The sequence below is a fragment of the Streptomyces sp. NPDC040718 genome (assembly GCF_055593565.1).
Window position 1 is genome coordinate 272057 of record NZ_JBVIXO010000004.1, and the last position, 16600, is coordinate 288656.

17 protein-coding genes are annotated in these 16600 nt (G+C 72.0%); 4 read left to right on the forward strand and 13 right to left on the reverse strand.

Features of this window, described 5'->3' with window-relative positions; genetic code table 11:
- Nucleotides 1–8 precede the first annotated feature (8 nt).
- The 8 genes from hisF to hisD are packed head-to-tail and all read right to left on the reverse strand — an operon-like array spanning nucleotide 9 to nucleotide 5731.
- Nucleotides 9–764, reverse strand: a complete 756-nt coding sequence (gene hisF / locus ACZ597_RS12795) for an imidazole glycerol phosphate synthase subunit HisF (RefSeq protein WP_471328393.1) — start codon at nucleotides 762–764, stop codon at nucleotides 9–11.
- Nucleotides 761–1147, reverse strand: coding sequence for a RidA family protein (locus ACZ597_RS12800; RefSeq protein ID WP_471328394.1), 387 nt, complete (start codon nucleotides 1145–1147; stop codon nucleotides 761–763). Before ACZ597_RS12800 ends, hisF begins: the two co-directional genes overlap by 4 nt.
- The gene (gene priA / locus ACZ597_RS12805; protein ID WP_471328396.1) at nucleotides 1144–1872 is read right to left on the reverse strand and encodes a bifunctional 1-(5-phosphoribosyl)-5-((5-phosphoribosylamino)methylideneamino)imidazole-4-carboxamide isomerase/phosphoribosylanthranilate isomerase PriA; all 729 of its coding nucleotides are present in this window, start codon (nucleotides 1870–1872) and stop codon (nucleotides 1144–1146) included. The genes ACZ597_RS12800 and priA overlap by 4 nt, the downstream gene beginning before the upstream one ends.
- Entirely contained in the window at nucleotides 1872–2513 is a 642-nt protein-coding gene (gene hisH / locus ACZ597_RS12810; protein ID WP_471328398.1) for an imidazole glycerol phosphate synthase subunit HisH, read from the reverse strand. The genes priA and hisH overlap by 1 nt, the downstream gene beginning before the upstream one ends.
- The gene (locus tag ACZ597_RS12815) at nucleotides 2510–2677 is read right to left on the reverse strand and encodes a hypothetical protein (RefSeq protein WP_266838544.1); all 168 of its coding nucleotides are present in this window, start codon (nucleotides 2675–2677) and stop codon (nucleotides 2510–2512) included. The genes hisH and ACZ597_RS12815 overlap by 4 nt, the downstream gene beginning before the upstream one ends.
- Before the next feature lie 2 nt (nucleotides 2678–2679).
- On the reverse strand, nucleotides 2680–3273 hold the full coding sequence (hisB, locus tag ACZ597_RS12820; protein ID WP_007263577.1) for an imidazoleglycerol-phosphate dehydratase HisB: 594 nt from the start codon (nucleotides 3271–3273) through the stop codon (nucleotides 2680–2682).
- Nucleotides 3270–4394, reverse strand: coding sequence for a histidinol-phosphate transaminase (locus ACZ597_RS12825; RefSeq protein ID WP_471328400.1), 1125 nt, complete (start codon nucleotides 4392–4394; stop codon nucleotides 3270–3272). Before ACZ597_RS12825 ends, hisB begins: the two co-directional genes overlap by 4 nt.
- Nucleotides 4391–5731 (reverse strand): histidinol dehydrogenase, encoded by a 1341-nt coding sequence (gene hisD, locus ACZ597_RS12830; protein ID WP_471328402.1) that lies wholly within the window; start codon nucleotides 5729–5731, stop codon nucleotides 4391–4393. Before hisD ends, ACZ597_RS12825 begins: the two co-directional genes overlap by 4 nt.
- A 122-nt stretch (nucleotides 5732–5853) precedes the next feature.
- Between hisD and ACZ597_RS12835 the strand changes: the two genes are divergently transcribed.
- The 3 genes from ACZ597_RS12835 to ybaK are packed head-to-tail and all read left to right on the forward strand — an operon-like array spanning nucleotide 5854 to nucleotide 8724.
- A complete protein-coding gene (locus ACZ597_RS12835; protein WP_471328404.1) occupies nucleotides 5854–7443 on the forward strand; it encodes an oxidoreductase in 1590 nt (529 codons plus the stop codon).
- Between the two features lie 41 nt (nucleotides 7444–7484).
- Nucleotides 7485–8225 carry an LON peptidase substrate-binding domain-containing protein gene (locus ACZ597_RS12840; protein WP_471328406.1) on the forward strand — a complete coding sequence of 247 codons (741 nt, stop codon included), beginning with the start codon at nucleotides 7485–7487 and terminating at the stop codon, nucleotides 8223–8225.
- Nucleotides 8226–8229: 4 nt separating this feature from the next.
- On the forward strand, nucleotides 8230–8724 hold the full coding sequence (ybaK, locus tag ACZ597_RS12845; protein WP_471328408.1) for a Cys-tRNA(Pro) deacylase: 495 nt from the start codon (nucleotides 8230–8232) through the stop codon (nucleotides 8722–8724).
- On the opposite strand, the gene ACZ597_RS12850 is transcribed toward ybaK, so the two are convergent.
- The 4 genes from ACZ597_RS12850 to ACZ597_RS12865 are packed head-to-tail and all read right to left on the reverse strand — an operon-like array spanning nucleotide 8721 to nucleotide 12522.
- On the reverse strand, nucleotides 8721–9356 hold the full coding sequence (locus ACZ597_RS12850) for a hypothetical protein (RefSeq protein ID WP_471328410.1): 636 nt from the start codon (nucleotides 9354–9356) through the stop codon (nucleotides 8721–8723). The genes ybaK and ACZ597_RS12850 overlap by 4 nt on opposite strands.
- Nucleotides 9357–9390: 34 nt before the next feature.
- Nucleotides 9391–10173: an ABC transporter permease gene (locus ACZ597_RS12855; RefSeq protein ID WP_471328412.1), complete on the reverse strand. Its 783-nt coding sequence runs from the start codon at nucleotides 10171–10173 to the stop codon at nucleotides 9391–9393.
- Nucleotides 10170–11207: an ABC transporter ATP-binding protein gene (locus ACZ597_RS12860; protein ID WP_471328414.1), complete on the reverse strand. Its 1038-nt coding sequence runs from the start codon at nucleotides 11205–11207 to the stop codon at nucleotides 10170–10172. The genes ACZ597_RS12855 and ACZ597_RS12860 overlap by 4 nt, the downstream gene beginning before the upstream one ends.
- Nucleotides 11208–11235: 28 nt before the next feature.
- Complete coding sequence (locus tag ACZ597_RS12865; protein WP_471328416.1) at nucleotides 11236–12522, reverse strand: NYN domain-containing protein; 1287 nt, start codon at nucleotides 12520–12522, stop codon at nucleotides 11236–11238.
- Nucleotides 12523–12735: 213 nt separating this feature from the next.
- On the opposite strand from ACZ597_RS12865, the gene ACZ597_RS12870 reads away from it, so the two are divergent.
- Nucleotides 12736–12900 (forward strand): hypothetical protein, encoded by a 165-nt coding sequence (locus tag ACZ597_RS12870; RefSeq protein WP_471328418.1) that lies wholly within the window; start codon nucleotides 12736–12738, stop codon nucleotides 12898–12900.
- Nucleotides 12901–12984: 84 nt separating this feature from the next.
- Here ACZ597_RS12870 and dnaE read toward each other — a convergent pair whose 3' ends face one another.
- A complete protein-coding gene (gene dnaE, locus ACZ597_RS12875; protein WP_471328420.1) occupies nucleotides 12985–16527 on the reverse strand; it encodes a DNA polymerase III subunit alpha in 3543 nt (1180 codons plus the stop codon).
- Between the last annotated feature and the right edge of the window lie 73 nt (nucleotides 16528–16600).

Sequence of the window (16600 nt, forward strand, 5' to 3'; positions counted from 1 at the left end):
GCCACTGCTCAGCGGACCGGGTGGCCGGCTTCGCGGAGGGCCGACTTGACCTCGGAGATCCGCAGGTCGCCGAAGTGGAACACCGAGGCGGCGAGGACCGCGTCGGCCCCCGCGCCGATGGCGGGGGCGAAGTGCTCCAGCTTGCCGGCGCCGCCCGAGGCGATCACGGGGACGGTGACGTGCGCGCGCACGGCCGCGATCATCTCGGTGTCGTAGCCGTCCTTGGTGCCGTCGGCGTCCATGGAGTTCAACAGGATCTCCCCGGCGCCCAGTTCGGCCGCGCGGTGCGCCCACTCGACGGCGTCGATGCCGGTGCCACGGCGGCCGCCGTGGGTGGTGACCTCGAAGGAGCCGGTCTCGGTGCGGCGGGCGTCGACCGACAGCACGAGGACCTGGCGGCCGAAGCGCTCGGCGATCTCCTGGATCAGCTCGGGCCGGGCGATGGCGGCGGTGTTGACGCCCACCTTGTCGGCGCCGGCCCGGAGCAGCTTGTCGACGTCGTCGGCGGTGCGGACGCCGCCGCCCACCGTGAGCGGGATGAACACCTGTTCGGCGGTGCGCCGGACCACGTCGTAGGTGGTCTCGCGGTTGCCGGAGGAGGCGGTGATGTCCAGGAAGGTCAGCTCGTCGGCGCCCTCGGCGTCGTACAGCTTGGCCATCTCCACCGGGTCGCCGGCGTCGCGCAGGTTCTGGAAGTTGACGCCCTTGACGACCCGGCCGTTGTCCACGTCCAGGCAGGGGATCACTCGTACGGCGAGGGTCATCGCGCGACCTCCTTGTACGCCTCGACCTCCACCTCGACGACCATGTTCGGGTCGACGAAGCCGGAAACGATGATCATGGAGGCGGCGGGGCGGACGGCGTCGAAGAGGGCCTTGTGGGCGCGGCCCACCTCGTCCACGTCCCGGGCGTGCGTGAGGTACAGCCGGGTGCGGACCACGTCCTCGGCGCCCAGGCCGGCCTCGGCGAGCGCCTTGAAGGCGACCTCGAAGGCCTTGAGCGTCTGGTCGTACGGGCCGCCCGCCTCGGCCGCGGTGCAGCCGGAGACCAGCACCAGGCCGTTGGGGAGGGCCACGGCGCGGGAGTAGCCGATCACGTCCTCGTAGGGGCCGCCGGAGGAGATCCGGCGCACGTCGGAGGTGCTCATGCGCGCACCGCCTCCAGGGCCTCTTCCAGGGTGAAGGCCTTGGCGTACAGGGCCTTGCCGACGATGGCGCCCTCGACGCCCTGGGGGACCAGCTCGGACAGGGCCCGCAGGTCGTCCAGGGAGGACACGCCGCCGGAGGCGACGACGGGCCGGTCGGTGGCGGCGCAGACGTTGCGCAGCAGCTCCAGGTTGGGGCCGGTCAGCGTGCCGTCCTTGCCGATGTCGGTGACGACGTAGCGGGCGCAGCCCTCGGAGTCCAGGCGGGCGAGGGTCTCGTAGAGGTCTCCGCCCTCGCTGGTCCAGCCGCGGCCCTTGAGGGTGGTGCCGGTGACGTCGAGGCCGATGGCGATCCTGTCGCCGTGCTCGGCGATGGCCTTGGCGGCCCACTCGGGGGTCTCCAGGGCGGCGGTGCCGAGGTTGACGCGGGTGCAGCCGGTGGCGAGGGCCGCGGCGAGCGTGGAGTCGTCGCGGATGCCGCCGGACAGCTCGACCTTGATGTCCATGGCGCGGGTGATCTCGGCGACCAGGGACCGGTTGTCGCCGGTGCCGAAGGCCGCGTCCAGGTCGACGAGGTGCAGCCACTCGGCGCCGGAGGCCTGCCAGGCGAGGGCCGCCTCCAGCGGGGAGCCGTAGGAGGTCTCGCTGCCGGACACGCCGTGCACGAGGCGTACGGCCTGGCCGTCGCGGACGTCGACCGCGGGGAGCAGTTCAAGCGTGTTCGGCATCAGAGGGTCTCGATCCAGTTGGTGAGGAGCTGGGCTCCGGCGTCGCCGGACTTCTCGGGGTGGAACTGGGTGGCCCACAGGGCCCCGTTCTCCACCGCCGCGACGAACCGCTCGCCGTGGGTGGCCCAGGTGACCCTGGGACCCCTGATCCGGGGGTTGGTGACCTCCAGCGTCCAGTCGTGGGCCGCGTAGGAGTGCACGAAGTAGAAGCGGGCGTCGGCGTCCAGCCCGGCGAAGGCCTGGCTGTCGGCCGGGGCCTCGACGGTGTTCCAGCCCATGTGCGGGACGACGGGGGCCTTCAGCGGGCCGACGGTGCCGGGCCACTCGTCGAGGCCTTCGGTCTCCACCCCGTGCTCGATGCCGCGCTCGAAGAGGATCTGCATGCCGACGCAGATGCCCATGACGGGCCGCCCGCCGGACAGCCGGCGGCCGATGATCCAGTCGCCGCGCGCGTCCTTGAGGCCCTGCATGCAGGCGGAGAAGGCACCGACACCGGGGACGAGGAGCCCGTCGGCGTCCATGGCCTTGTCGTAGTCGCGGGTGATCTCGACGTCCGCGCCGACGCGCGCGAGGGCGCGCTCGGCGGAACGGATGTTGCCGAAGCCGTAGTCGAAGACGACGACGTTCTTCTTGGCGCTCATTCCCAGATTCCTTGGATTCGCAGGACTCCCGCTGCCAGACACATCACGGAGCCGAGGGCGAGCAGAATGATCACCGATTTCGGCATCTTCTGCTTCTGGAAGGAGTAGACGCCCCCGGCCAGGAACAGGCCGAGGACGATCAGGATGGTGTTCAGGCCGTTCACGGCTAGAGGGCGCCCTTCGTGGAGGGCAGGATGCCGGCGGCGCGCGGGTCGAACTCGGCGGCGTAGCGCAGGGCCCGGGCGAGGGCCTTGAACTGGCACTCCACGATGTGGTGGGCGTTGCGGCCGTACGGGACGTGGATGTGCAGGGCGATCTGGGCCTGCGCGACGAAGGACTCGAAGATGTGCCGGGTCATCGTCGTGTCGTACTCGCCGATCATCGGCGCCATGTTCTCGGGCTCGGTGTGCACGAGGTAGGGGCGGCCGGACAGGTCGACGGTCACCTGGGCGAGGGACTCGTCCAGCGGGACGGTGCAGTTGCCGAAGCGGTAGATGCCCACCTTGTCGCCGAGGGCCTGCTTGAAGGCGGCGCCCAGCGCGAGGGCGGTGTCCTCGATGGTGTGGTGGCTGTCGATGTGCAGGTCGCCGTCCGTCTTGACCGTGAGGTCGAAGAGGCCGTGGCGGCCGAGCTGGTCGAGCATGTGGTCGTAGAAGCCGACACCCGTCGAGACGTCGACCTTGCCGGTGCCGTCGAGGTCTATCTCGACGAGGACCGTGGTCTCCTTCGTGGTGCGCTCGACCCGTCCGATGCGGCTCATGCCTGCTGCTCCTTCTTCAGTGCGCGAACCGCTTCCAGGAACGCGTCGTTCTCGGCCGGCGTGCCGGCGGTGACCCGCAGCCAACCCGGTACGCCGTTGTCCCGGACCAGGACTCCCTGGTCGAGGATCTTCTGCCAGGCGGTGTGGGAGTCCTCGAACTTCCCGAACTGGATGAAGTTCGCGTCGGACTCGGTTACCTCGTAGCCGATGGCCCGCAGCTCGGTGACGAGGCGGTCCCGCTCGGCCTTGAGCTGCTCGACGTAGCCGAGCAGGGTGTCGGTGTGCTCCAGCGCGGCCAGCGCGGTCGCCTGGGTGACGGCGGACAGGTGGTACGGCAGGCGTACGAGCTGCACGGCGTCGACGACGGCGGGGTGCGCGGCCAGGTAGCCCAGGCGCAGGCCCGCGGCGCCGAAGGCCTTGGACATGGTCCGGGAGACCACCAGGTTGGGGCGGCCCTCGATCAGCGGGAGGAGGGAGTCCCGGTGGGAGAACTCCACGTAGGCCTCGTCCACGACGACCATCGAGGGCTTGGCGGCCTGCGCCGCCGCGTAGAGGGCGAGGACCGTCTCCGCCTCGACCGCGGTACCCGTGGGGTTGTTGGGCGAGGTGATGAAGACGACGTCGGGGGCGTGCTCGGCGATGGCCCGCTCCGCCGCCGCCACGTCGATGGTGAAGTCCTCGCGGCGCGGCCCGGAGATCCAGCCCGTGCCGGTGCCGCGCGCGATGAGCGCGTGCATCGAGTACGAGGGCTCGAAGCCGATGGCCGTGCGCCCGGGGCCGCCGAAGGTCTGGAGCAGCTGCTGGAGGACCTCGTTGGAGCCGTTGGCGGCCCAGACGTTCTCCTTGGCGACGGGGTGCTTGCCCGTACGGGTGAGGTAGGCGGCCAGCTGGGTGCGCAGCTCGACCGCGTCCCGGTCGGGGTAGCGGTTGAGGGTGCGGGCCGCGTCGGCGACGCGCTCGGCGATGCGCCGTACGAGCGGCTCGGGCAGCTCGTACGGGTTCTCGTTGGTGTTCAGCTGGACGGGCACGTCGAGCTGCGGGGCGCCGTAGGGCGTCTTGCCGCGGAGCTCGTCCCGGATGGGGAGTTCGTCCCAGGGGGACACGGAGGGGTCACCGGTCACTGGTTCGGCACCTTCCATCCGAAGCGGGCCTTGAGGGCCGCGCCGTGCGCGGGCAGGTCCTCGGCCTCGGCCAGCGTCACCACGTGGTGGGTGACCTCGGCGAGGGCGTCGCGCGTGTAGTCGACGATGTGGATGCCGCGCAGGAAGGACTGCACGGACAGGCCCGAGGAGTGGCAGGCGCAGCCGCCGGTGGGCAGGACGTGGTTGGAGCCGGCGCAGTAGTCGCCGAGGGAGACGGGCGCCCAGGGGCCGACGAAGATCGCGCCGGCGTTGCGGACCCGGGCGGCCCAGGCGGAGGCGTCGGCGGTCTGGATCTCCAGGTGCTCGGCGCCGTACGCGTCGACGACCTTGAGGCCGTCCTCCAGGCTGTCGACCAGCACGATCGCGGACTGCTTGCCCGCGAGCGCCGGCTTGATCCGGTCCTCGACGTGCTTGGTCGCGGCGACCTGCGGCTCCAGCTCCTTCTCGACGGCTTCCGCGAGCTCCGCGGAGTCCGTGACGAGGACGGCGGCGGCCAGCGGGTCGTGCTCGGCCTGGCTGATCAGGTCGGCGGCGACGTGCACGGGGTCGGCGGTGGAGTCCGCGAGGACCGCGATCTCGGTGGGGCCGGCCTCGGTGTCGATGCCGATCTTCCCGGTGAAGTAGCGCTTGGCGGCGGCGACCCAGATGTTGCCGGGGCCGGTCACCATGTTCGCGGGGGCGCACTCGTCCGTGCCGTACGCGAACATCGCGACGGCCTGGGCACCGCCGGCCGCGTACACCTCGTCCACGCCGAGCAGCGCGCACGCGGCCAGGATGGTGGGGTGCGGCAGGCCTCCGGCAGGATCACCTTCGAAAGCGGGCTTCTGCGGCGGGGACGCGAGCGCGATCGACTCGACGCCCGCCTCCTGGGCCGGGACCACGTTCATCACGACGGAGGACGGGTACACGGAGCGGCCGCCGGGGGCGTACAGGCCCACGCGCTCGACCGGAACCCACTTCTCGGTCACGGTGCCGCCGGGGACCACCTGGGTGGTGTGCTCGGTGCGGCGCTGGTTGCGGTGCACGATCCGGGCGCGCCGGATGGACTCCTCCAGGGCGGCGCGGACGGCCGGGTCCAGCTGCTCCAGGGCGGCCTTGAGGGCCTCCGCGGGCACCCGGACCTGCGTGAGTTCGACCCCGTCGAACTTCTGCGCGTACTCGATCAGCGCCGCCGTGCCGCGATGATGGACGTCCTCGCAGATGGGCCGCACCTTCTCCAGGGCGGCTTCCACGTCGAACTCGGCACGGGGCAGCAGGTCGCGCAGGGCGCCGCCCTCGGGGAGGGCGTCACCGCGCAGGTCGATACGAGAGATCACCTCCCAATTCTCTCAGACCGCCTCCCACCGCCGTCCGCCCGTATCACTGGCTGATACACGCCCCGGACGTCACCGCCGCCCCTTAGCGTTCTCGTACACGTAAATGACAGCGGGGGGCTGCCATGACCGAAGCGCACGGGGACGGACGGCCGGACGGCCTGACCGGGGCCGAACAGCGGATGTGGGAGGCCTTCCGCACGGGCACCGTCTGCGACCTCGGAGCCCGAGACGCCGACCTGGACGATCCGCACTCGGGCCGGGCCTGGGGGCCCGGGCGCCGGGTCCGGGCGGAGGTGGTGGCGCACCTGCTGCTGGCCGGGCCCGCGCCGGTCCCGGGACGGGTGGGGCGGCTGAAGCTGCGCGGTGCGCAGATCACCGGGCGGCTGGATCTGTCCGGTGCCGCGGTGGCTCCTTACGTGGAGATCCGCGCGTGCCGCTTCGACGGCGAGGTCCAGGTGTCCGAGACCCGGTTCGGCACGCTCCGGCTGGCCGACTGCGCGATACCCCGGCTGGAGGGGGCCCGGCTGCACACCGAGGGCGACCTGCACCTGGCGCGCTGCCGGGTGGCGCGCGGGATCCGGCTGACCGACGCGCAGATCGGCACCGACCTGCTGCTCAGCGGCACGGTGGTCCACCGGGACAACCGGGGCCGGGCCATCGCCGCGGACGGACTGGCGGTGGCGCAGGACCTCCAGGCGGACATGCTGGAGACGCACGGCGAGGTGAGCCTGCGCGGGGCGAAGGTGGGCGCCTCGATGAGCCTGCGCGGGGCGCGGCTGAGCAACCGCGGCGGCCGCCGGGCGCTGAACGCCCCGACGCTGACCGTCGAGCGGACCCTGTACCTGACGTCCATCGGCCTGGCCTCCCCGACGAGCGACCCGGAGCACCCGTACGACTGGGGCCGGACCCCGACGACGGGCGGGCCGGCGCAGCGCTTCGAGTGCCGGGGCGGGCTGCGGCTGGACGACGGCCGGTTCGGCGACTCGGCCGACTTCTACGGTGCCCGCTTCGACCTGCGCGCGGACCAGGAGGTGTCGCTGCGGCGGGTCCAGACGCCCGAGCTGCGGTTCGTCGGGGAGGCCCCGGATCTGGGCCGGGTGGTGGTCTCCGGCGCGAAGGTGGTCAAGCTCGTCGACCGGTCGACGAGCTGGCCCGGGCGCGGCCGGGTGTCGATGGAGGGCTTCGTCTACGAGGAGCTCGCGCCCCGGGGGCACTTCCCGCTCTCCCGCCGGCTGGAGTGGCTGGAGGCGGCCACCCCCGAGTACTCGCCCGAGCCGTACGAGCGGCTGGCCGCCGTGCTGCGGGCGAGCGGGGAGGACGCCGGCGCCCGCGAGGTGCTGGTGGCCAAGCAGCGCTGCCGCCGCGCGACGCTGCCACCGGCCGCGAGGGCATGGGGGTACCTCCAGGACTGGACGGTGGTGTACGGGTACCGGCCGGGGCGGGCGGCGCTGTGGATGGCGGTGCTGTGGGCGGCGGGCACCCTGCTGTTCCTGCGGCACGAGCCGGCGCCGATCAAGGCGGACGAGCATCCGCGGTGGGACGCCGCGCTGTACGCGCTGGACCTCCTGCTCCCGGTGATCGATCTCGGCCAGCAGGGGCAGTGGAAGCTGGAGGGCGGCTGGCAGTGGGGTTCGGCGGGGCTGGTGCTGCTGGGCTGGATCCTGGCCACGACGGTGGCTGCGGGCGCGTCGCGGCTGCTGAGGCGGGGTTAACGGGTGACGGCCCGGGCCGTCCGGCCACTACCCTGTGCCTCGTGACCACCGTTCGCCTGCCCCTCTTCCCGCTGAACTCGGTGCTGTTCCCGGGCCTCGTGCTGCCTCTGAACGTCTTCGAGGAGCGGTATCGCGCCATGATGCGCGAGCTGCTGAAGACCGGGGAGGACGAGCCGCGCCGGTTCGCGGTCGTCGCGATCCGCGACGGCCGGGAGGTCGCCCCGACCGCGCCCGGGCTGCCGGACCAGACCGCCCTGCCCGAGAAGGGCCCGGCGGCGGGGTTCGGCTCCGACCCGATCCAGGCGTTCCACCGGGTGGGCTGCATCGCGGACGCGGCGACGATCCGGGAGCGGGAGGACGGCAGCTTCGAGGTGCTGGCCACCGGCACGACCCGGGTGCGGCTGCTGTCGGTCGACGCGTCGGGGCCGTTCCTGGTGGCGGAGCTGGAGGAGCTCGCGGAGGACGCGGGCGACGGCGCGGGCGCCCTGTCCGAGGGGGTGCTGCGGGCCTTCCGCGGCTACCAGAAGCGGCTGGCGGGAGCCCGTGAGCGGACCCTGGCCTCGGCGCCGGACCTGCCGGACGAGCCCTCGGTGGTGTCGTACCTGGTGGCGGCCGCCGCCGTGCTGGACACCCCGTCGAAGCAGCGGCTGCTCCAGGCCCCGGACACGGCGACGCGCCTCGCGGAGGAGCTGAAGCTGCTCCGTACCGAGACGGCCGTGATCCGCCACCTGCCGTCCCTGCCGGCGGTGGACCTGACCCGTACCCCGACGAGCCCGAACTGAGGCCATGGCGAAGAAGAAGCCGCAGTCGGCCGGCACCCCGGCCATCACCGCCCTCACCAGCTCGGGCGTGGCGTTCACCACCCACGCCTACGAGCACGACCCCGCGCACCCCTCGTACGGCGAGGAGGCGGCCGAGGCGCTGGGCGTCTCCCCGGAGCAGGTGTTCAAGACCCTGGTCGCCGACGTGGACGGGGCCCTGACGGTGGCGGTGGTGCCGGTGTCGGGCTCGCTGGACCTGAAGGCGCTGGCGGGCGCGGTGGGCGGGAAGCGGGCGGCGATGGCCGATCCGGCGCTGGCGGAGCGCACCACGGGCTACGTGCGGGGCGGCATCTCCCCGCTGGGGCAGCGGCGCCGGCTGCGTACGGTGCTGGACGCCTCGGCGGCGGGGCACGCCACCATCTGCGTCTCGGCGGGCCGCCGTGGCCTGGAGGTCGAACTCTCCCCCACGGACCTGGCGGCCCTCACGGAAGCCACGCTGGCCCCGATCGCCCGTTCCTAAGCGGTGTCCGGGGTGGGCTTCGCGTGGACGTGGGGCGGCGGGTAGGCGCCGTCCTCCAGGGGCCAGGCGTCCTTCGGGCCGGGGTCGCGCGGGCCCCACAGGGCCGTCAGGGCCAGGTGGACGGCGACGGCCGCCATCGGCCACACCAGCAGGACCCCGTACGCGAGCAGCTGTAGCGGCGCGTCGAACGGTACGCCCTTGCCCGCCTTGGCGGCGGCGGCCGGGACGTCGGTGCCGGGGCTCAGCCAGAGCCCGAGCCGCCACCCCACGAGGGAGGCGAAGCAGGCCCCGACGGTCAGCCCGATCACCAGCGGGACGCCCCCGTGCCGGCGCCACAGGAACACCGCGACCGCGCTGAGCACCCCGAGCCCGAGGGCCAGCAGGAAGAAGGTGCCGTCGGCGCCGATCCGCGCCTCGCTCTCGGTGTTGCGCAGGAAGACGGCCTCGCCGTTGGAGACGTACTGCACGCGCGGCGCGAGCCACGTCCACAGGAGTCCGAGGAGCGCGCCGGACACGCCCACCGCCAGGGTGACGGCGGCCGCGTCGCGGATGTCCGCCGGGGTGACGGCGGCCTCCGGCTCGGGGAGCGGGGGCACGGTCGGCTGCTGCTGCGGGGTCACGGCTTCGGTCACCCCCACATCGTGCCAGGTGCGGCAGCGACCCGCGTCAGCGGACCGCGGCCCGCCGGTACGCCCAGGTGGCGAGGGTCAGGGACAGCACTCCGACGGCCGCGCACACTCCGAGGTCGAGGAGGACGGCCGTCCAGTCGGGGTGCGGGGCGAAGGTCTCCGCGAAGGCCTCGACCCCGTACGTGGACGGCAGCAGGTCCCGCGCCCAGACGATGACCTCCGGCATCCGCTCCGCGGGCAGCACGCCCAGCAGCAGCGCCGCCGACATGCCCAGCTGTCCGGCCAGGGTGGCCAGTTCCTGGCGCGGCGCGAGCAGCCCCAGCGCGGCGCCGAGGCCGGCGAGCGCGGCCCCGGCCAGGGGGACGACGGCGGCGAGGATCCACAGCCCGCCCATCGGCAGGCCGAACAGCACGCAGCCGAAGACGGCCGTGACCAGCGTTCCCGGCAGGGTGAAGGAGGCGTACGCGGCGGCGGCCCCGAGCACCACCGAGGCGGGCGGCACGGGCAGGGTGGCGTAGTGGTCGAGGCCGCCGCCGGCCCGCAGCTGCCCGAAGTACTGCGCGAGCAGGTTCAGCGCGACGAAGGCGACGACGAGGACGGAGGAGCCGGCGACGACGGCGCGGGCCTCCGAGCCGCCGCCCCCGTCGACCACGCCCCGCATCAGGATCATGATCCCGACGGACTGGAAGGTGGCGACGAACAGGAGCGGTATCCGGGCGACCCGCGCGCGGGACAGCTGGGCCCGGTAGACGGCGGCGAGGGCGGGGAACAGCCGCGCCTTCGGAGCCAGGACGCCGACGGGGGCAGCAGCGGTGGTCACGACTTGACCAGACCCTTCATACGGCCGCCCAGCGCGAGGTACACGTCCTCCAGGCTCGGCGTGGCCAACGTGAAATCGTCGAGGGAGGCGAAGGCCGGGCCTCCGGTGACGGCGGCGACGGCCGCGCGGGCCTCGTCCTGGGGCAGCCGCAGCACCCAGCGGCGGCCGGACTCGGCCGCCTTCGGGGCGAGCGCGGCGACCTCGGGGACCTCCAGCGGCGGGGCGTTGCGCCAGACCAGCTCCAGGCGGACCTCGTCGGAGACCCGGGTCTTGAGGCCGGCCGGGGTGTCGCAGGCGATGACCTTGCCCTGGTCGACGACGGCGACCCGGTCGAGGACCGTCTCGGCCTCGATGACGTTGTGGGTGACGAGCAGGACGGTGGCCCCCCGGGCGAGGCGGCGGCGGTCCACGGCTTCCCAGACGGCCCGCCGGGCCACCGGGTCCATGCCGGTCGTCGGCTCGTCGAGGACCAGGACGGGCCGCTCCCCCACCAGGGCGGCGGCGAAGCAGGCCAGCCGGCGCTGTCCGCCGGAGAGCTTCTTGAGGGGGCGCGCGGCGATTCCGGTGAGCCCGAGCTCCTCCAGTACGTCGTCCCGTGCGGCCCGCGCCTCGCGCGCCCCGAGCCCGCGCAGCCGGCCCGTGGTCTCGGCGGCCAGCGCGACGGTGAGCTCGTCGAGGGCGGTGGACTCCTGTCCGAGGTAGGCCAGCAGCCGGGAGGCCCGCTCGGGGTGGCGTACGAGGTCGTGGCCGAGCATGGTCACGGAACCGGAGTCGGGCCGCAGCAGCCCGGTGAGCTGGCGGACCAGGGTGGACTTGCCGGCGCCGTTGGGGCCGAGCAGGCCGAAGACCTCGCCGCGCCGGACGTCCAGGGTGATCCCGTCGTTGGCGCGGGTCTCGGGCAGGGCGGGGGCCCCGCGCCGACCGCGTACGGCGGGGTACGTCTTGACCAGGTCACGCACCGCGCAGACCACGTCCGAAGCGGCTCCGGCGGCCGCCGCCGTGGTCGTTCCTGCCTGTGCTGTGCCCGTACTCACGAGGGAGCAGCCTACGCGGCTTCCGGCCCTACTCGGCCGCCGGGGTCATCGGCGCCCCGGGCACGGCGGCCGCCGGCCCGCCCACGTGCTCGGCCGCGGCGCGCACGTCGATCTCCCTCCAGAACCCGGCGCGGATGGCGTAGCGGTCGTGCTCGTCGATCTGGTCGTCCTTGTGGGCGAGGAGCCCGAACCGGGCGGCGTAGCGCAGCAGCTCCCCGTCGATGCGGTGGGGGACGCGGGGGTACATGGTGGCGAGTTTCTGCAGGTGGGCGGCTTCCGGGAGGCGCTCCATCCAGCGTCGGGCGAAAACCTGGCCGACCTCGAAGGGGTCGCCGCCGACAGTGGTGATGTCCTCCTCGCGGTCGGCCCAGCGCTGCTCGGCGCTGGTGAGCTGGGCGAGGGTGGGCAGCGAGGCGGTCTCGGCCGGTTCGCCGAGCGGGCCGGCGCGGTCGATCCAGCCCTTGTCGGAGGACCAGCGCAGGGCGCTGCCGGCCGGGCCGGCGGCGCTGTGGCCGGCCGGTGCGGCGGCGGGGACCGGGGCGGGGGCGCGGAGCGCGGCGAGGTCCTTGGGGGTGGGGACGGGCTTGGCCCCCTCGGTGGCGGGGGCCGGTACGGGTGCTCCGTTCGGGCGGGCCTCGGGGGTGGCCGGGGTGCCGTTGCGGGCGGCCTCGGCGAGGGCGGCCTCGGGCAGGGGCGCGGAGAGGATCGCGGCGATCTCGGGGCGGGGTGCGGGCGGCGGGGCGCAGAGTCCGGCGAGGTCGCGGGCGCGGACGGCGCGGGTGATCCAGGTGCGGTCGAGGACGCGGCGCTCGTCGGCCTCGGCGACGAGGTCCTCGGACTGGTTGTAGTCCCCGTCGGCGGCCTGTACGGCCCAGAGGTGGACCGCGACGCCGTGTTCCTTGGCGGACATCAGTCCGGGCAGGAGGTCGCCGTCGCCGGTGACGAGGACCACGTCGGAGCAGGCCCGGTTGCGGGCGAGTTCGGTGAGTTCGGCGTGCATGGCGGCGTCGACGCCCTTCTGCGCCCAGCGGCCGTCGCTGCGGGTCAGGGCACCGAGCCGGACGGTCACGCGGGGCATGACGCGCAGCCGCCGGTGTTCGGGCTGGGGGACGCGGTCGGGGGCGCCGTCGAACCAGTAGATCCGCAGCAGGGGCTGCTGGGTGTCGGCTTCGGCGCGTTCGCGCAGGCCCTGGATGAGGGCGGAGTGGTCGACGGTGATGCGGGAGCGGGAGGGTTCCCCGGCGAGGAGGCTCGCGGCGGCCCCCAGCAGGTATCCGGCGTCCACCAGGACGACGCAGCGGTCCACGCGTTCCACCCTCTTCCGTGGGGGTCCTCGACAGGTTTTCCCCGAGTCTGCCCGACCGCAAGGGTGTTGACGGCCGGAACTCGATCATCGGCGTGGCGTATCTCTCAGGGGGCCTCGAAAGCGACCCCCGACGCGCATGACAATGATCCAAAATGCGGGGTTTGTGGGGGTGTGTGAGTGTGAAGGCGGCCCTGGCCCCTACACCCCCCACGGAGGCATTCCATGGCCAAGAACAAGAACCAGAAGCAGCCCGCCAAGCAGCAACAGCGTTCGTCCTCCCCGGAGCGGAGTTCGGCCGAGGCCACGCCGGAAGAGCGCTCGTCGCAGTCGCCGAGCCCGCTGGACATGGCCCACAAGAGCAAGCAGAAGCGCTTCGGCCACAACTGACGCCGCGCGCGGACGACGGGAGGGCCCCACCGGCAGCGTCGCCGGTGGGGCCCTCCCGTACGCGGGCGCAAGCACCCGCGCGGGCTATCCGGCCAGGCAGGAGGGGCCGAGCAGCACCTTGAGGTCGCCGAAGAGGGCGGGGTCGGGCTGGACCCGGTGCCGGTCCAGGCGCAGCACGGTGGTGGTGCGCGGGCCCTGGAGCTTGATCCGCACCTCGGTGTTGCCCTTGTGGTGGCGCAGGATCTCGCCCAGTCGGGTCACCATCGGCGGGGTGACCTTGACGGTGGGGATGGTGAGGACGACGGGGGCGTTGGTGCCGGCGGAGGAGAGGTCGGGGACCATCATCTCCATGGCGACCAGGCGCGGGACGTCCTCGCGCTTGTCGAGGCGGCCCTTGACGAAGACGACGGTGTCCTCGACCAGCTGGGTGGAGACGAGCTGGTAGGTCGCGGGGAAGAACATGCACTCGATGGAGCCGGCCAGGTCCTCGACGGTGGCGATGGCCCAGGCGTTGCCCTGCTTGGTCATCTTGCGCTGGAGGCCCGAGATGATGCCGCCGATGGTGACGACGGCGCCGTCGGAGTGCTCACCGCCGGTGAGCTGGGAGATCCCGGCGTCCGTCTTGTCGGACAGGACGTGCTCCAGGCCGAAGAGCGGGTGGTCGGAGACGTAGAGGCCGAGCATCTCGCGCTCCTGGGCGAGCAGGTAGGACTTCTCCCACTCGACGTCGGAGAACTCCACGTCGAGGCCGAAGCCGGGCTCGTCGCCGCCGCCCTCGTCACCCATTCCGCCGAACAGGTCGAACTGTCCCTCGGCCTCCTTGCGCTTGACCGCGACCACGTTGTCGATCATCGATTCGTGGTGGGCGACCAGGCCCTTGCGGGTGTGGCCCATCTCGTCGTAGGCGCCGGCCTTGATCAGCGACTCGACGGTGCGCTTGTTGCAGACTACGGCCTCGACCTTGTCGAGGAAGTCGGGGAAGGAGGAGAACTTCCCCTTGGACTTCCTGGTCTTGATGATCGAGTCGACGACGTTCTGTCCGACGTTGCGCACGGCGGTGAGGCCGAAGAGGATCACGTCGTCGCCCTGGGCGGCGAAGTTGGACTCGGACTCGTTCACGTTCGGCGGGAGCACCTTGATGCCCATGCGCCGGCACTCGTTCAGGTAGATCGCGGACTTGTCCTTGTCGTCCTTGACCGAGGTGAGGAGTCCCGCCATGTACTCGGCCGGGAAGTTCGCCTTGAGGTACGCGGTCCAGTAGGAGACCAGGCCGTACGCGGCCGAGTGGGCCTTGTTGAAGGCGTAGCCGGCGAAGGGGACCAGGACGTCCCAGAGGGCCTGGATGGCCTGGTCGGTATACCCGTTCTTGCGGGCGCCCTCCTGGAAGATGGTGAAGTTCTTCGCCAGCTCCTCGGGCTTCTTCTTGCCCATCACGCGGCGCAGGATGTCGGCCTCGCCGAGGGAGTACCCGGCGATGATCTGGGCGGCCTTCTGCACCTGCTCCTGGTACACGATCAGGCCGTAGGTGACCGCGAGCACCTCTTCGAGGGGCTTCTCCAGATCCGGGTGGATCGGGGTGATCTCCTGCTGCTTGTTCTTGCGCAGGGCGTAGTTCGTGTGCGAGTTCATGCCCATCGGGCCCGGCCGGTACAGGGCCGAGACGGCGGAGATGTCCTCGAAGTTGTCGGGCTTCATCAGGCGCAGCAGGGAGCGCATGGGCCCGCCGTCGAACTGGAACACGCCGAGGGTGTCACCGCGGCCGAGCAGTTCGAAGGTCTTGGGGTCGTCGAGCGGCAGGGCCAGGAGATCGATGTCGATCCCCTTGTTGGCCTTCACCATCTTGACGGCGTCGTCCATGATCGTGAGGTTGCGCAGGCCGAGGAAGTCCATCTTCAGCAGGCCGAGCGACTCGCAGCTCGGGTAGTCCCACTGGGTGATGGTCACCTGGTCCGTGTGCCGCACCCAGACGGGCACGTGGTCGGTGATCGTCTCGCTGGACATGATCACGCCGGCGGCGTGCACGCCCATCTGGCGGACCAGGCCCTCCACACCGCGGGCGGTGTCGATGACCTTCTTCACGTCCGGCTCGTTCTCGTACATCCCGCGGATCTCGCCGGCCTCGCCGTAGCGGGGGTGCGAGGGGTCGAGGATGCCGGAGAGCGGGATGCCCTTGCCGAGGACGTCGGCGGGCATGGCCTTGGTGAGCCGGTCGCCCATGGCGTACGGGTAGCCCAGCACGCGGGCCGAGTCCTTGATCGCGTTCTTGGCCTTGATGGTGCCGTAGGTGCCGATCATGGCCACCTTGTCCTGGCCGTACTTCTCCGTCACGTACCGGATCACCTCGACGCGCCGACGCTCGTCGAAGTCGATGTCGACATCGGGCATGGAGACGCGCTCGGGGTTCAGGAACCGCTCGAAGATCAGGCCGTGGGTGAGCGGGTCGAGGTCGGTGATGCCCATGGCGTACGCGACGATCGAGCCGGCCGCGGAGCCTCGGCCCGGGCCCACCGCGATGCCCTGGTTCTTGGCCCACATGATGAAGTCGGCGACCACGAGGAAGTAGCCCGGGAAGCCCATCGAGATGATCGTGTCCATCTCGTACTCGGCCTGCTTCATCCGGTCGTCCGGGATGCCCCCGGGGTAGCGGCGGTGCATGCCGCGCATGGTCTCCTCGCGGAACCAGCTGACCTCGGTGTGCCCCTCCGGGATGTCGAACTTCGGCATCAGGTTCCGGAACTTGAACATGCCCTCGGTGTCGATCTGGTCCGCGACCAGCTTCGTGTTGGCGCAGCCCTCCTGCCAGGCGTCCGAGGAGTCGATGGCGTACATCTCCTCCGTGGACTTCAGGTAGTAGCCGGTGCCGTCGAAGCGGAAGCGGTCCGGGTCCGAGAGGTTCTTGCCGGTCTGGATGCACAGCAGTGCGTCGTGGGCGCCGGCCTCGCTCGCGTAGGTGTAGTGCGAGTCGTTCGTCACCAGCGGCGGGATGCCGAGCTTCTTGCCGATCTCCAGCAGTCCGTCGCGGACCCGGCGCTCGATCTCGATGCCGTGGTCCATCAGCTCCAGGAAGTACCGGTCCTTGCCGAAGATGTCCTGGTATTCGGAGGCCGACTTCAGGGCCTCGTCGAACTGGCCGAGGCGAAGGCGCGTCTGGAGCTCGCCGGAGGGGCAGCCGGTGGAGGCGATCAGGCCCTCCGACCACTTGGAGATGGTCTCCTTGTCCATGCGCGGCCACTTGGTGAGCCAGCCCTCGGCGTACGCGTCGGAGGACAGCCGGAAGAGGTTGTGCAGGCCGGTGGCGTTCGCCGCCCAGATCGTCTTGTGGGTGTAACCGCCGGAACCGGAGACGTCGTCGCGCTTCTGGTGCGGCTGGCCCCACTGGATGCGGCGCTTGTTGCGCCGGGACTCGGGGGCGACGTACGCCTCGATGCCGATGATCGGGGTGATCCCGGACTTCTGCGCGGTGTGGAAGAAGTCGTAGGCCCCGTGGAGGTTGCCGTGGTCGGACATGGCGATGTGCGTCATGCCCATTTCATTGCAGGCAGCGAACATGTCCTTCAGCCGCGCGGCACCGTCCAGCAGCGAGTACTGGGTGTGGACGTGCAGGTGCGTGAACGGCGTCTTGGACACGGTGGGGGCCTCCTGAGGAGAGAGGGGCGGCAGCTACGAATCCTACGTCCCGCGAGTGACAGACCACGGGCAC